The organism is Robinsoniella sp. RHS (assembly GCF_001029355.1).
GTDB classification, from domain to species: Bacteria; Bacillota; Clostridia; order Lachnospirales; family Lachnospiraceae; genus Robinsoniella; species Robinsoniella peoriensis.
Map to the genome: position 1 here is coordinate 1 of NZ_JNGB01000059.1, position 15096 is coordinate 15096.

Consider the following 15096-nt stretch of genomic DNA (forward strand, 5'->3'; position numbering starts at 1 on the left):
CTGGAAAGGAGCATGGGAATCAAAAAGGTTTGGATTGATACCATCGTTGAACAGTGTCTTCACTAAATCATAAGCACTGTTTCCCTGTCCTGTTCTTGCCCAGGAATTGATACGCTGACCCATTCCCCATCCGGTACTCTTCATACCACGGTCTTTTAAGGAAACGATTGCTGCATCCATATACTGATCATTGTCTACGGAAATCAAATCTCCCGGGAACAGTCCCAGTAAATGTGACATATGGCGATGTCCTCTTTCACCAATGCTTCCCAGGGTAGTTTCATCGTACCATTCTTTAATCTGTCCGCTTTCACCGATTTCGATTGGTGCTAATCTGTCCTGAGTATCCTGCCATTTCTGAATCAGAGCCTCATCTTCACCTAAAATCTTAGCACCGATAATTGCATCTTCGTATAATTGCCAGATCAGTTCCTGCTCGTATGCATTTCCCAATGTCCTTGGTCCATGCTCCGGGGAATATGTAGGAACAGATACCAGTCTTGTGGATTTCTCACCATTCGGCTTTGTAATTTCAACACCACTGTCTGTTAAAATCTGATCATAAAGCTTTGCTTCTTCTTTTAACATCGGATACAACTTATCTCTCATGTATTCAACATCGCCGGTGTATTCATAATATTCCCAGCAATTTTGAAGAATCCACGGTACCGCTGCAGGTGACCATCCCCAGGAAAATGCCCATCCGGGACAAGTCCATCCAAACGGTGTATTCTGTGTATGTGCAGTAAATCCATTCTCCGGATTTTCTTCTGTGCTCTCTATTCCAAAATAATCTTTTGCAGTAACACGGCCAGGTTCACGCAATCCATCCACATATTCAATCAATGGTTTTGCACATTCCGCCATATTTGCAGAATAGGTTGGCCAGTAATTCATCTGAAGATTTACATTCATGTGGTAATCGCTGCCCCAGGGTACACGATTTGCATCGCCTACACGGTTCTGCCATACACCCTGTAAGTTTGCCGGTAAATCCCCTTCTCTGGAAGACTCAATCGTCATAAAACGTCCATACTGGTATAAGATAACTTCCAATTGGCTGCGTTCTTCTGGTGTTGCAGTATTTGCCTTATAAGCTGCCAGCAGTTCATCTGTTGGCTTGGAAGAAACTCCCTGTCCCAGATCCAGATCTACACGGTCAAAGATATTGGTATAGTCCGCAATGTGGTCCGCTTTTACCTGATCGTAATTTTTACCTGCTGCTTTTTCAACTGTTGCTTTCACACTTGCAGCCAGTTCCTCGTCGCTCTCTCCAGTGCGGTATTTCGGATAGGAATCTTTATAGTCTGTATCTGCTGATACATATATTACTACAGAAGAAGCATCCGATACATGCAATGACTGGTTATCTGATCCCGGATTAACCTGTCCTTCTGTGACAACCTTCAGCATGGAATTCATTTTCAGCTGATTATCCTGCATCTGTCCGGCAGTAACCAACGTATTTCCTTCTGCTTTATAGGTAACCGATTTACCTAATCCGTTATTTGCAACATTCTCTGCATTATCTACCGGGAAACTCACGTCAAATTCTAACTTTTTCGATCCATCTGCCGTCAATTTCATAGCCAGTACATTATCTGCATAACTAATAAAATATTCTCTGTGGAAATTCGTTCCTTCCAGGGTATAATCTACATTTGCAATTGCTTTGGTAAGATCAAGATCCCTCTGATAGTTCTGAACAGCAGTACTATCCGTAACCCCTTTAAAGTCCAGATAAATATCGCCCCAGGACTGATAAGCCCCATAACCATCGGATTCTCCTGTCAATTGATTACACAGATTGGAAGCTTCATCGTTTTTCCCTTCCAGGAAAAGCTGTCCTACCGATTTAAAGACATCTGACATTTTTGCCCCGTTGGATGCCGTCTGTTTATTTCCGCCATTATAATCCGGCCTTTTCGTACTTGGTCCGCCATTCCATAATGTCTTCTGGTTAAAAGTAAGGTGTTCTTTTCCAATTTCACCATACACATTTGCGCCCATATAGCTATTGCCGATTGGTAATGTAAGCTGCTGCCAGCGGTCATCTTCCGCTGTTGTTCCGAAACCGCCCGTTCTGCCCGGAATAAGATTTCCCTTGCTCACCGGCTTATTGTACCACAATCTGAGTGGATTCTCCTGTCCTGCTGCTTTTGTCTCCGCTTTGGATTCCGCCGCCTGCACATTGAGGACATCTCCTGGAACCACTAGGGATGTTGCAACCATACATGTACTTAAAATACCTGCTATCATCTTCTTCAGTTTCATAGTAATCTCCCTTACAATTCGTTATACAATGAATTAGCGACGCTTTATCTTCCTGGCTTTTAATTTTTCTTCTCCTTTCCTGTTATTTTCATCAACATTCACAAAAAACCACCTCAGATATCTCTTCGCACTATCAAAGCTTGCCTTAATATAACATGACGAGATGTGCATTGTAAACATATGCAACCGTTACTATTTTACTTTTATTGGTTAATATTTTATCCATTTTATTACATATTTTTAACTTTTTAGTCATATTGCCTATTATTTTATCTTTCTTGTCTTTTTTACTTATTGTATTTTTATGTTTATACCAAATCTTCATAATTTTGAATTGAAAAATTGCCTAACTTCAGACCTGCTAAAGAATGCTTTCTGTCTGTTATTCATTTGTACATTCCTGCTATTTTTTATAATTATTTGCCAATTTCTCATGAACCCTTTGCCTTTTTTTCCTGTATAGGTTACAATAGTAATTGTGAGCATACAAGCTTTCTAAGTTCGATTTTATATGCAAGGGAGGTATTTAATGGAATACATAATCCAAACCATTTCTTCAAAAGAAGAGATTGGAAATTGTCCTGTTTTTAATGTTGACCAGTATAACTGGGGAGGCGACTATCGTCCTAAAACCTATGGAAGTCTGGGATTTATCCCCGGAACCGGATTTTATGTAAAAATGACCTGCGAAGAAAAAGATCCGGTAAGGAAATATTTTAATCCCAACGACCCGGTACATCTGGACAGCACTATGGAAGCATTCTTTCAATTTTATCCTGCGGAACGCCCGAATTGCTACATTAACCTTGAAGCAAATTCCAACGGAGCACTCCATGCCAAATATGGGGACGAAAGAAACAACCGAAAGATTTTTCCAATGGAGCTGCATGAAGCCTGTCAATGCACCGGTACTTTATACGAAAACTTCTGGACACTGGAATTGACGGTACCACTGGACCTGATCCGGTATGTATATGGTCATTGTGATTTCCAAACAGGAAATGCCATCACCTGTAATTTTTATAAAATAAAAGAGAGCGAAGGTCTGACTCATTTTGGCAGCTTTACAAAGATTGAAAATGAAACACCAAATTTTCATTTACCACAATTTTTCGCAAAAGCAGTCATACAATAGAAATACAAAACGTTAAGAAAGCAGAGCTACTCTGCCGTAAATAGAAAAGGAGAATAATTATGCAAATAGTAAAAGCAAAAGATTATGATGATATGAGTAGAAAGGCAGCAAATATTATTTCTGCACAGGTTATCATGAAACCTGACTGCGTACTGGGTCTGGCTACCGGCTCAACTCCGATCGGAACATACAAACAATTAATTGACTGGTATACCAAAGGTGACCTGGATTTTGGACGTGTCACCAGTGTAAACCTGGACGAATACAAAGGACTTGGCGCTGACAGTGACCAGAGCTACCGTTATTTCATGAATACCAACCTGTTTAACAGCATCAATATCCGCAAAGAACGTACATTTGTACCGGATGGTTTAGAACCGGATGCGGATAAAGCGTGCTCTATGTACAATCAGATCATTTCTGATGTAGGCGGAATTGACTTACAGTTATTAGGACTTGGACATAACGGCCATATCGGTTTTAACGAACCAAGCGATAATTTTGAAAAACAGACTCATTGTGTTGACTTGACAGCAAGTACCATTGAAGCCAATACACGTTTCTTTGAAAAAGAAGAAGATGTGCCGAGACAGGCATACACAATGGGAATTCAGACCATTATGCAGGCACGCAAGGTTTTAGTAGTTGTCAGCGGAGCCGACAAAGCTGAAATCCTGAAAAAAGTAGTGGAAGGACCAATCACTCCACAGGTTCCTGCATCCATTCTGCAGCTTCACAATGATGTAACAATTGTAGCAGATGCTGCAGCTTTATCGAAAATTGAAAATGCATAACAGTAATGAAGGGAAATAAAATATGATAATAAAAAATGCAAATGTATTTCACTCAGATGGTTATTTTGAAAAAAAAGACCTCTATATACAAAATGATAAATTTGCTGACAGCCCAGATACGGAAGATGACGTAATTATCGATGCGGAAGGCATGTATGCTATTCCCGGATTGACGGATATCCACTTTCATGGCTGCGTAGGCTATGATTTCTGTGATGGAACGGAAGAAGCCATTCAAAAAATTGCTGAATATCAGCTTAAAAACGGCATTACGACCATTGTGCCTGCAACGATGACTTTCGATGAACCGCGTCTGGAAAAAATCTGCAAGACTGCAGCTGCCTATGAAAATAAATCAGGTGCTATCCTCTGCGGTATTAATATGGAGGGTCCTTTTATTGCATCAAAGAAAAAAGGAGCTCAGAATGGTAAATATATCCACAAACCGGATATTGAAATGTTCCGCCGCCTTCAGGCTGCATCCGGAAACCTTGTAAAACTGGTTGATATTGCACCGGAAGAGGAAGGCTCAATGGAATTTATTGACGCCCTGAAAGATGAAGTTGGAATATCCATCGCTCATACAACAGCTGATTATGAGATTGCAAACGAAGCATATGACAGAGGTGCAAGACATGCAACCCATCTCTACAATGCGATGCCACCATTTTCCCATCGTGAACCCGGTGTAATCGGAGCCGCATGCGATCATGATAACTGCCGTGTTGAATTGATCTGTGATGGTATCCATATCCACCCTTCCGTAGTCAGAACAACCTTTAAAATGTTCGGAGATGACCGTGTTATACTGATCAGCGACAGCATGATGGCAACCGGTCTGACAGACGGTGACTATTCCCTTGGCGGCCAGCCGGTAAAAGTAGTCGGAAACCTGGCAACTTTAGAGAGTGGTACCATCGCCGGTTCCGCGACGAATCTGATGGACTGTGTCCGCACAGCCGTTAAAAAAATGGGCATTCCCCTTGCAAGCGCTATCAAATGTGCTGCAGTAAATTCTGCAAAATCCGTTGAGATATATGATCAATACGGCAGCCTGGAAACAGGTAAGATTGCAAATATTGTTCTTCTGGATCAGGACCTCAATATTGAAAAAGTATTGTTAAAAGGGAAAGAAATCTAAAATAAAAAGAGCAGCAGAGAAATCATTACTTTTTCTCTGCTGCTCTTTTCTATACGCCTCATTCACTTTAATATAAACTGGAATACACCGCACCATTTGTCAGTCCGCCCCGCTTATAATATCCCAGCTCACTGACGGTAACCAGCTGATACCCTCGTCCTAATAATTCCGGTATTATAATTTCAGCTGCCGCAACGGTAGGAAGATGGATATCATGCATCAAAATAATGTCTCCATCTCTTACATGGTTTAGAACTGCATCAACTGTACTCTGGGTATTTCTTGTTTCCCAGTCTCTTGTATCAATCGACCACATAATTACTGGCATTCCTGCCAATGCGTTTACCGCAGCATTATAAGCTCCGTAAGGCGGCCTTAACAGCGTAGCATTATGCCCTGTTATATTCCGAATATTTGTATTGGTACTGTTGATCTGTGACGATATCTGACTATCTGAAATTCTTGTCAGCTGTGGATGATCATATGTATGATTGCCAATCTCACATTTTAAATCATATTCTCTTTTCACCGCATTTGGATAAATCGGAATACTCTGGCCTACCAGGAAAAATGTTGCCCGCACTTTATTTCTTTCAATACAGTCCAGCAGCCTTTCTGTATATGGTCCGGGACCATCATCAAAGGTCAGCGCCACCATAGGTTTTTTCGGATCGATCTTTGGGGTTACTTTCGCTTTTGGATCGTACACACCATTCTTATTAAAGTGGTACCACTGTCCTTTTATAAAGGAATCTCCCGTGGTTCTTGTCCCATCTTCCCGGAAATAATATTTCTTTCCATTTCGTTTGAGCCAGCCAGCTGCCATCCTGCCGTCAGACTTCAGGTAATAATATTTGTTATGGTAACGCAGCCAGCCTGTCACCCGCCTGCCGCTCCCGGTAAAATAGTACGTAGCGGAACCGATCTTCTGAAAACCTTTTGACATTTTGCCATCTTTTCCAAAATGATAACGCTTTTTGTCTATGGTACGCCACCCCACAGCCATCTTACCGTCTTTACCAAAATAATACTTATTCTTATGCCAGGTAAACCAACCGGTCCGCATCACACCCGTCCTGGTATTTGAATAATACTGTCTGCGCTTATATTGAAACCATCCTGTTCGCAGTGAACCGTCTTTATTTAAAAAATACTTGTAATTGCCATATTTTTTCCAGCCGGAAACACGGAATCCTTCTTTATTAAAATAATAGATTTTTCCTTTAATATTCACCCACTGATGAGAAGCATAAGTCCCATTAATAAAACGGAACTTATATCTGCCTGCCGATTTCACCCATTTTCCGTTTCTGCGAGCTGCTTTCATGACATTTTTCAGCTGCAGCTGTCCCTGGATTGCTTTTCCAGAGACTTTCCTTCCGGTCTTAGTGCCGCTGCCAGACTTATCAACAGTTTTCTGAGACTTTGCCGATGCTCCTGTTGAGGACATCATGGCTACTGTAATAATTACAAGAAGTGCCCATATCCACCTCTTTTTTCCACACTTCATAACCTTCCCTTCTCTCTTTCTTCAATCCTCTTATCCACTGAACATTAATTATTTTACTATTATTATTTTACTGATACATATTTCCGATAACATCCTATTGCAATTGCCCCTTCGCCTATATGACATGACACACTTAAAGATAATGGGTCCATACGGCATGGGATGTCAGGAAATGCTTCTTCAATTTCTTTCTTCCAGATCAATGCCTCTTCCAGATTACCGGAATATGCTGCTCCAAATTCCATATTTCCCTGCTGCGCATACTCCTTAAATCTCGTAGCCAGATCCTCTTTTACGGCATCCAGAATCGTTTTTTTAGCCTTCACTTTTCCACGCACTTTCGCATAAGCATCCAGCTTCGCGCCCTGTATCTGTAAAACAGGCTTAATATTTAAAATCGTACCAACCGCTGCTGCTGCCGGAGTGATTCGTCCGCCTTTTTTCAGATATTCTAACGTTTCTACTGTAATATAGATACTGGAGTCCAATGACATATCTTCCATTTTATTTTTAATTTCTGATGCACTGAACCCATCCTCTGCCATCATAATTGCGTCCATAACAGATTGATACTGTGTAACTGAAATTCTCTGGTTGTTTACAACCTGTACTTTTCCGTCAAACCCCATGGATAAACTCATTGCATTTTCACACGAGGAACTCAGTCCGCTGGACATCGGGATATGAACGATTTCATCATTTTCTTCCAATAATTGTTCCCAGAGTTCCGTAAGATCCCCCGGAGATGGCTGAGATGTGCTGATATCAGCTCCGGATGCCAGTTTCCGGTAGAACTCTTCCTGGCTCAGGGTAATATCTTCCATAAACATTTCACCGTTGATAAAAAAAGGCATCGGTACTACATGAATCCCTAATTCTTTTGCCTTATTCTGTGTTATCCCACTATTACTATCTGTAACAATAGCTATTTTTTTCATATTCATATCTTCCTTCTTCTGCATTTTAACGATTTTAGACATCATTGTTATTGTATCTAATATTGACTTATATTACAACATTAATTTAGACTTTTTTACTATATCTTGTATATTTTCACATAGTTTTCATTACTACATCACAATATATATGTCCTGTGCAAAATAGTCCGGAAGATTCTGTTTCATCATATAAGTTAAGCCGTATCTGATCACAGTTACAAGCTATAGTAATTGTGTTCGGATACGGCTCACTATTATTTTAAAATAAATTTATGCATGTGGAATATTTGTAAATTCGGATATCTCTCTGTCAATGGTGCACAAATCACTGACATTCATATCATGCAGATTTTCATGTCCGGTAATTCTGGCAAAGGTTTTCAAATCCTTAAAACTACAATTCAGGAAATTTGCCACACGTTTTGCAGATGAATCTACTTTCAAACGTTTTCGAAGCTCCGGATCCTGTGTTGCTACTCCAACCGGACAATTACCACTTCCACAGATACGGTATTGCTGGCAAGCCGCTGCGATTAAGCCTGCAGATGCTACTGCTACCGCATCCGCTCCCATGGCGATTGCTTTCGCAAAATCAGATGATATACGCAGACCACCGGTAATAACAAGATCAATGTCAGCACCTGCTTCATCCAGATATTTTCTGGCACGATATAATGCGTAGATCGTTGGCACGCTGGTAGCATCCCTTACGATCTTCGGGCTAGCTCCGGTTGCACCGCCCCGTCCGTCAATTGTAATAAAATCAGGTTTGGCAAAGACACAGAATTCCAGATCCTTTTCTATTCTTCCAGCAGCTATCTTAATTCCAATCGGCCTTCCTTCCGAAGCGAAACGAAGTTGTTCAACAATGTCACGCAGATCCTCTTTCGTATTGATATCTTCAAACTTTGATGGACTGATCACATCCTGTCCAATGGGCTTATTTCTAATTTTTGCAATTTCAGGTGTAACCTTGCCTCCTGGAAGATGTCCACCCATTCCTGGCTTTGTACCCTGACCGATTTTAATTTCAATTGCATCTGCATTTTTCAGATTCTCCGGTGTAACACTGTAATGATTCGGTACATATTCAAAAATGTATTTATAAGCTGCATCTCTTTCTTCCGGCAAAATTCCGCCTTCGCCGCTGCACATCGCAGTCTTTGCCATTGCACTTCCCTTAGCTAATGCCTCTTTTACCTCTTTTGATAATGCCCCAAAAGACATATGTGAAATATATACCGGTCCTTCTAAGACCATTGGCTTCTTCGCATGCTTTCCAATTACCGTAGTGATGTCTACCGGTGCATGTTCATCAAGCGGCGGTGGATTTAACTGGGCACCCAGAATAAGGATATCATCCCAGTTTGGCATTGGCATTCTGGTACCCATCGCTTCGATTATTGTTTCTCCGGTCATTGCCATCTGATGAATTTCACTCATAAATCGATTATTGGAGTCTTTCCTGACAAATTCTTTTGGATAGGCAAGCGGATTTTCATTTTCTTCCTCTGATTCCACATCCTGTGCCCTGACAGCTTCCTCCGTCATAGAGCTTTCGGATATCACCACATCAGAATTTTGTGCGCCTAATTTTTCAAATACATTTATCGGATTCTTACAAATCGGGCATTCCTTTAATTCAGTAATAAGAGCTCCTTCTTTTTCTTCGTCATAAATATATCCGCAGATACTACATTTAAACTTTGACATACTTTTCACGCTGCCTTTCATCCCTTCGCCGGAACCTGCGTCCAGATCCCCGCTTCTGTCAAAATAACCGGTATGTAACATTTCTTCTGCGAGCTTACTTAATGGCTCACCGTAGAAATCTTCATATAATTTAACAATCTCTTCATTTCTATGGCTTAAACGCAGCTCCATGCTTTTATCTCTGTCATACAGGCTCTTTATACGCTTCTCTCTTAGCGTGTCACCCAGCCATTTTGTATCCTTAGGCTGACCGCCTCCGCCAATGCATCCGCCAGGGCAGGTCATAACTTCAACGAAATGATAATCTGCTTCCCCAGTCTTTATTTTTTCCATAAGCTTCTTAGCATTTGCCGTACCATATACTACAGCCACCTTAACATCCAGATCTCCGATTCGTACACTTGCTTCCTTGATTCCCTGAAGCCCTCTGACCGGTTGGAGATCATACAGTTCTTCCGGCGCTTCTTCTTTGGTAATAAAATGATAGGCTGTTCGAACAGCTGCTTCCATAACACCGCCGGTATTCCCAAAAATCACACCTGCACCTGATGCTTCACCCATGAAATCATCGTAGTCTGAACCTTCAAGAGAAACAAAATCAATTTCTTCTTCCCGCGCCCATTTTGCCAGTTCTCTGGTAGTAATGACATAATCCATATCCCGCATGCCTTCTATGCCCAGATATTTAGACGCTGCATTCATTTCTTCACGCCGAATCTCAAACTTCTTTGCCGTACAGGGAGTTACCGCCACATTAACTATTTTTTCAGGATCAATTCCCATTTTTTTCGCAAAATAAGTCTTAATGGTAGGTCCCTGCATTCCGATCGGGCTCTTCGCGGTAGAAATATGCTCTCTCATATCCGGATAGTAGGTTTCCACAAACTTTACCCAGGCAGGACAGCAGCTGGTAAACTGGGGCAGCGGCTTATTTGCTTTTGACACACGTTCCACCAATTCACTGGCTTCTTCCATAATGGTCAGATCCGCCGCAAAATTAGTATCCAGAACATAGTCCGCTCCAAGTCTGCGGATGAGTGCCACCATTTGATCCTGGACAAAACTTCCTTCCTCCAGACCGAATTCTTCACCAAGCGCCGCTCTGACAGAGGGGGATGTACTGAATATGACAATTTTCTCTTCTGCTTTTACTGCTTCACGAACCTGGTCGTATTCATAGACTTCCGTTATACTTTCCACCGGACAGACATTAGCACACTGACCGCAGTGTATACAGATTGGGATATCTCCTGTCTTCCTCAAATCATATGTTCCTGCTACTGCAATGTCGTTTGTACAGACCTGTTTGCACTGACCGCACTTGATACATTTTTCCTCATGACGCTGAATAGATGGATTGCCGGGCTTGATTGGTACCCGGATGTCTGTAAACTGATGTTTGCTCATATGTACTTTTCCTTTCATATTCTTTAATATTAGTAATGATTACTATTATTAATTATAGGAGATTTTCCATCTTCTGTCAACGATATATTAACCGATTCTTTTACCGCATTGTCCGCAGAATTTTGCATCTGTCTCAACATCATTTCCACAGTCGGGGCATTTCCTGCCTTCTGTTTTTAATTTTGCTCCACATTCCTTGCAGAAAGCATGATCACAGGGATTCGCTGCTCCGCACTCTGCACAGACTGTACAGTCTTCCTCTTCACATTCTTCTCTAGTTTCCTCTTCTCTACCTTTTCTTCCCGACTGCAGGTCAAATAGTTCTTCTTCTGCTGCCTGACGCTGTCTTCTGGCTGCTAAAAGCTTATTAAGATCTTCAGGAAAGCGAATTTCCCCATCCTGTTCCAATGCCTTTTTACCAACTTCTCTATAAATCTCATCCTCTTTTGCTTTAAACTTTTTAATATCACTTTGCAGCTGAAAAGCTCTGATACACGGGTCATCCTCTGGCATTAGTTCTGATAAGCCTTTCATTAAACTACTAAATATATCTCCTGTCATTTTGTTTACCTCCGTATTATTATCTATTCTTTTGGGTTTCTCTGCAACTAACAACTGATATTTCAAGCCGTTACCTGAATTATACCACAAGTAACCTTTTTATCAAATATTTGTCTGTAATTTTTAATAAAATTCTAATATTTTTTATCTCCTTATGAGTAGTTTAAGAAGACGCTTTGTATCTAGTACAGCGAAATATTTCAGCTTAAATTTGGGTTTAGATGAGTAAGGGGACGCTTTGTAGATGGAAGTAGTGCGCGGAAAGAGAAGGGGGCGGACCATGGCAGGCGTTTGGAAGGCTTACCGCAGAACTGGCATTTTCTAACCTTCCCAGAGCGCTTTTTGGCGGCACGCGGGCATTCGCTCCGAAATCCTGATGCATTTCGCAGCTCACTGCCCGCTTAGTATCCGATGGGAGCCAGTCGAATACTATCCGCCAAAAAACACTCCGGCAAGGTAAGTAAATGCTCAGATCTGCTATACACCTTCCAAACGCCTGCCATGGTCCGCCCCCTTCTCTTTCCGGGATGCAGTTTATTGATACAAAGCTGGTTTTCTCAGCATGGTTGGGCCCCGGGGTTGTGGCATGCTGTACGCTATTGGCATAGAACACTTAAAAACCAATAAACCAGCTGGATGTTATCACTCTGAACTGCCGTAACACACTCTGCTGCATCCAAAAACGAACAGCCCGTCACAGCCCAAGGGTCTCCACCAGGCTGAGAAAACCAGCTTTGTGGCAGTAAACTGAATCTCGGAAAGATGGGTGTGGGAAACTGGTATGGGCGTAGGAAGCGTAGAGCAGATCTGAGTATTTACTTACCTTTCCGGAGTGTTTTTTGGCGGATAGTATTCGACTGGCTCCCATCGGATACTAAGCGGGTACTGAACCGAGAAATGCATCAGGATTTCTCGGTGAATACCCGCGTGCCGCCAAAAAGCGCTTCGGAAAGGTTAGAAAATACCAGTTCTGCGGCCAGCTGACGGAGCCCATGCCAGTTTCCCACACCCATCTTTCCGTACACTACCTACATCTACAAAGCGTCCCTACTCAGCTAAACCCCAATTTAAGCTGAAATTGTTCGCTCTAGAGCGTGTTCTCAACTCCCCTTTGTCACATCACGGATATCCGGGAATATATTATATAGAGGTGATAATCCGTTTACAGCTGTCACCATCCTGATTTGAATGCCTGCAAAGGCAGGCAGATGGGAGTTTTAATATGTCAATCATGTTTCCGCTTTTGATTGGTATCGCAGTCAATCTGGATAACTTTGTTATCGGAATGAATATGGGGATACGCGGTCAGAAGCTTACCATATTTTCTAACTTTCTAATAGGTCTGACAACCGGAGTCTGCGCGTTCGGCTCAACCTATGCTGCCAGGTTAATTACCGGAAACTTCCTGGTATATACAAATTTTATAGGTGCTGTAATTATGATTTTCTTTGGTTACTTCTGCCTGATCAAAGATTCTATTCCCAAAAATACCCAGGACCAGGAAAACGAAACAGATTTCTGCGCACCCTGTATGCAGGAAACTGTCTTTCTGGGGTTTGTACTTGCAATCAACTGCATCCCCCCTTCTTTCAGTGCCGGTGTCATGAATATGTCTCCACTGTATATTGCATTTTTCGCAGCTTTGTTTTCCTGTATTTCTATGCATGTAAGCAACCGTTTAGGATATCGGCTGCTTCATTTCCGGTTTATTAAAATGTTATCTCCTGCTTCCTCCATTCTGTTAATTGCAATTGGTATTATCGAATTGATTGTATGACGTTCTGGTGTGAAGGATCGAAAAGAGCAGAGAATTATTAAATCATCTCTGCTCTTTTCGATGTGCTGTTTATTTCTTAAGTGTATTTTTGATTTGTATGACTATTTGCCTGAAAGAACTGCAGCAGTGATAATTGCCATATCTAATGATGATTCCCATTATTCCGCATATCACCACCGCCGCTAAAAATAACTCACTGGGAATCATTTTCAGAAAGTTTAATGTCAGGACGACTACAATGAGCGTTCCGTTGATTACACCATATTTTTCCATGTATCCACCTCCAGGATCTTAGCTGAATAAATATAAATGCAGCATGCTTAAATGAATTTATATCTCCTGTTTTTCGCAGATCCGGATGCTGACCATAAACGATATAACAGCCATAATGCAAACTATAACAAAAAAGCCTGCTGTAATTAAATATCCATTATTCATGACAAACTGAAAAATCTCCTGGTAGGAACCAATCTTTTCCTGCGTGGTGGAAAATAGCAGGGCAACCAGTCCGGCTGCCAAGATCGGCATGACTCCAATCAGGCTTCTCCCTTTCACAATTCCCACTTTGTATACAAAAGGATACATGATCAGACATGCTGCAATATCCATCAGTACCCCGCAGACAAATAAACCCATATCCAAACCAGTAATCTGTACACCAAAACTGCCGGAAATAACAGCAACCAGCAGACCTCCCAGCATTTGTACGAGGGCACTTGTCAGCAGAAACAGATATCGTCCCAATACCATATTCTTTACCGTAGCAGGCAGAGATACATAAAATACTTTTATTTTCTGGCTTTCTTCTCCCAGAAACGGCGTCATTGCCAATGTAGGAAAAAGAAAGATCAGCATAAATGCCCCCATAACAAAGGAGCGCTGGAATATCACGAACAAAAATACCACAACCGGATAGAAGAACACAATTTTATTCATCATAGCTAATGTTCCAAAATCCATTTTCAAAAAACGCATTGTATTACCTGTCATCTTTTTCTCACCCCCTGAATATAAAACACTATGATCTGCTCTATACTTGGCTTTTCAACAAGAAAATCCTTACGTATATATTCCAGCTGTTCCGTTTCCAAAAGTCCTTCAAATCCAATCTGGGTTTTCTTCGCACCGATCAGTTTTTTTTCCAGATCTTCCGTCAGATCCTCCAAACCTCCTTTAATCACCACATATTTATCCAGGATTTCATCCTTGGTGTCAAAGAATACTTTATTGCCCTGATTCAGAAAGAAAATAAAATCTGCAACCTGATCCAGATCGCTCATAATATGCGTGGAAAGAAGAACACTCCGCTCCCCATCTTCAATGTATTCCTGGAGTTCTTCCAGAATTTCCGTGCGGATGACCGGATCCAGCCCGCTTGTAGCTTCATCCATAATCAAAATCTTCGTATCCCTGGACAATGCGCAGGCAAACATGATCCGAACCTTCATTCCCTTGGAAAACTCTTTTATTTTCTGATCTTTAGGAAGATTCCATTTGGTGAGATAGTCATAAAATACTTTCTTTTGGAATGACGGATAAAATCCTGCCAGTATTGCCGCAAGTTTTGCAGCGGTATATTCTCCCGGGAGATAACACTCATCCGCAATATAGCCGATCTGGTCTTTATATTTTATTTCATCTTCCTCAAAGGTAATGCCATTTACCCTGATCGTACCCATTTCGTGTTTTAACTGTTCCATAATCAGCTTAATCGTCGTGGTTTTTCCTGCTCCATTCTGTCCTACATATCCGCAAATATAGCCTGCCGGAATCTGAAAGCTGATATCATTCAGTTGAAATCCACCTCTCTGTTTAGATAAGCCTTCTACTTCTAATATGTTCATAC

At 41.5% G+C, this 15096-nt stretch carries 13 protein-coding genes and 1 pseudogene; 4 read left to right on the top strand and 10 right to left on the bottom strand.

Annotated elements, in window-relative coordinates:
• Positions 1-2274 (bottom strand): glycosyl hydrolase family 95 catalytic domain-containing protein (locus RHS_RS19660; protein ID WP_395023042.1); only part of this gene is annotated, 2274 nt, incomplete at its 3' end.
• 529 nt (positions 2275-2803) lie between these two features.
• Here RHS_RS19660 and RHS_RS19670 point away from each other — a divergent pair.
• The 3 genes from RHS_RS19670 to nagA are packed head-to-tail and all read left to right on the top strand — an operon-like array spanning position 2804 to position 5344.
• On the top strand, positions 2804-3409 hold the full coding sequence (locus RHS_RS19670) for a carbohydrate-binding family 9-like protein (RefSeq protein ID WP_027293249.1): 606 nt from the start codon (positions 2804-2806) through the stop codon (positions 3407-3409).
• A 59-nt stretch (positions 3410-3468) separates the two neighbouring features.
• The gene (gene nagB / locus RHS_RS19675; protein ID WP_027293248.1) at positions 3469-4203 is read left to right on the top strand and encodes a glucosamine-6-phosphate deaminase; all 735 of its coding nucleotides are present in this window, start codon (positions 3469-3471) and stop codon (positions 4201-4203) included.
• A gap of 22 nt (positions 4204-4225) precedes the next feature.
• Positions 4226-5344 carry an N-acetylglucosamine-6-phosphate deacetylase gene (gene nagA, locus RHS_RS19680; RefSeq protein ID WP_047834129.1) on the top strand — a complete coding sequence of 373 codons (1119 nt, stop codon included), beginning with the start codon at positions 4226-4228 and terminating at the stop codon, positions 5342-5344.
• A 67-nt stretch (positions 5345-5411) separates the two neighbouring features.
• On the opposite strand, the gene RHS_RS31420 is transcribed toward nagA, so the two are convergent.
• From RHS_RS31420 to RHS_RS31435, 6 genes and pseudogenes are all read right to left on the bottom strand, one after another.
• On the bottom strand, positions 5412-6854 hold the full coding sequence (locus RHS_RS31420; protein ID WP_395023045.1) for a polysaccharide deacetylase family protein: 1443 nt from the start codon (positions 6852-6854) through the stop codon (positions 5412-5414).
• A gap of 62 nt (positions 6855-6916) precedes the next feature.
• Positions 6917-7792: a DegV family protein gene (locus RHS_RS19690; RefSeq protein WP_047834130.1), complete on the bottom strand. Its 876-nt coding sequence runs from the start codon at positions 7790-7792 to the stop codon at positions 6917-6919.
• Positions 7793-8062: 270 nt separating this feature from the next.
• Positions 8063-9505 (bottom strand): glutamate synthase-related protein, encoded by a 1443-nt coding sequence (locus tag RHS_RS31425; RefSeq protein WP_395023058.1) that lies wholly within the window; start codon positions 9503-9505, stop codon positions 8063-8065.
• Between the two features lie 66 nt (positions 9506-9571).
• Positions 9572-10930 (bottom strand): annotated as a pseudogene (locus tag RHS_RS31430) ([FeFe] hydrogenase, group A); the annotation flags it as partial.
• Positions 10931-10999: 69 nt separating this feature from the next.
• On the bottom strand, positions 11000-11473 hold the full coding sequence (locus RHS_RS19700; protein WP_044293248.1) for a zinc ribbon domain-containing protein: 474 nt from the start codon (positions 11471-11473) through the stop codon (positions 11000-11002).
• A gap of 902 nt (positions 11474-12375) precedes the next feature.
• On the bottom strand, positions 12376-12498 hold the full coding sequence (locus RHS_RS31435) for a hypothetical protein (RefSeq protein ID WP_255348045.1): 123 nt from the start codon (positions 12496-12498) through the stop codon (positions 12376-12378).
• Positions 12499-12695: 197 nt separating this feature from the next.
• Between RHS_RS31435 and RHS_RS19705 the strand changes: the two genes are divergently transcribed.
• Positions 12696-13250, top strand: coding sequence for a manganese efflux pump (locus RHS_RS19705; protein ID WP_027293243.1), 555 nt, complete (start codon positions 12696-12698; stop codon positions 13248-13250).
• A gap of 69 nt (positions 13251-13319) precedes the next feature.
• Here RHS_RS19705 and RHS_RS19710 read toward each other — a convergent pair whose 3' ends face one another.
• Genes RHS_RS19710 through RHS_RS19720 form a run of 3 tightly spaced genes read right to left on the bottom strand, consistent with a single transcriptional unit; the run spans position 13320 to position 15094 of the window.
• The gene (locus tag RHS_RS19710) at positions 13320-13523 is read right to left on the bottom strand and encodes a hypothetical protein (RefSeq protein WP_047834132.1); all 204 of its coding nucleotides are present in this window, start codon (positions 13521-13523) and stop codon (positions 13320-13322) included.
• Positions 13524-13580: 57 nt separating this feature from the next.
• Positions 13581-14240, bottom strand: coding sequence for an ABC-2 transporter permease (locus tag RHS_RS19715; RefSeq protein ID WP_027293241.1), 660 nt, complete (start codon positions 14238-14240; stop codon positions 13581-13583).
• The gene (locus RHS_RS19720; RefSeq protein ID WP_047834133.1) at positions 14237-15094 is read right to left on the bottom strand and encodes an ABC transporter ATP-binding protein; all 858 of its coding nucleotides are present in this window, start codon (positions 15092-15094) and stop codon (positions 14237-14239) included. Before RHS_RS19720 ends, RHS_RS19715 begins: the two co-directional genes overlap by 4 nt.
• Positions 15095-15096 lie beyond the last annotated feature (2 nt).

Coding starts and splice junctions, on each gene's coding strand:
- nagB (WP_027293248.1), top strand. CDS start 3,469: ATGCAAATAGTAAAAGCAAAAGATTATGATGATATGAGTAGAAAGGCA.
- RHS_RS19715 (WP_027293241.1), bottom strand. CDS start 14,240: ATGACAGGTAATACAATGCGTTTTTTGAAAATGGATTTTGGAACATTA.
- RHS_RS19720 (WP_047834133.1), bottom strand. CDS start 15,094: ATGAACATATTAGAAGTAGAAGGCTTATCTAAACAGAGAGGTGGATTT.
- RHS_RS31420 (WP_395023045.1), bottom strand. CDS start 6,854: ATGAAGTGTGGAAAAAAGAGGTGGATATGGGCACTTCTTGTAATTATT.
- RHS_RS19700 (WP_044293248.1), bottom strand. CDS start 11,473: ATGACAGGAGATATATTTAGTAGTTTAATGAAAGGCTTATCAGAACTA.
- RHS_RS19690 (WP_047834130.1), bottom strand. CDS start 7,792: ATGAAAAAAATAGCTATTGTTACAGATAGTAATAGTGGGATAACACAG.
- RHS_RS19670 (WP_027293249.1), top strand. CDS start 2,804: ATGGAATACATAATCCAAACCATTTCTTCAAAAGAAGAGATTGGAAAT.
- RHS_RS19710 (WP_047834132.1), bottom strand. CDS start 13,523: ATGGAAAAATATGGTGTAATCAACGGAACGCTCATTGTAGTCGTCCTG.
- RHS_RS19705 (WP_027293243.1), top strand. CDS start 12,696: ATGTCAATCATGTTTCCGCTTTTGATTGGTATCGCAGTCAATCTGGAT.
- RHS_RS31425 (WP_395023058.1), bottom strand. CDS start 9,505: ATGTCAAAGTTTAAATGTAGTATCTGCGGATATATTTATGACGAAGAA.
- nagA (WP_047834129.1), top strand. CDS start 4,226: ATGATAATAAAAAATGCAAATGTATTTCACTCAGATGGTTATTTTGAA.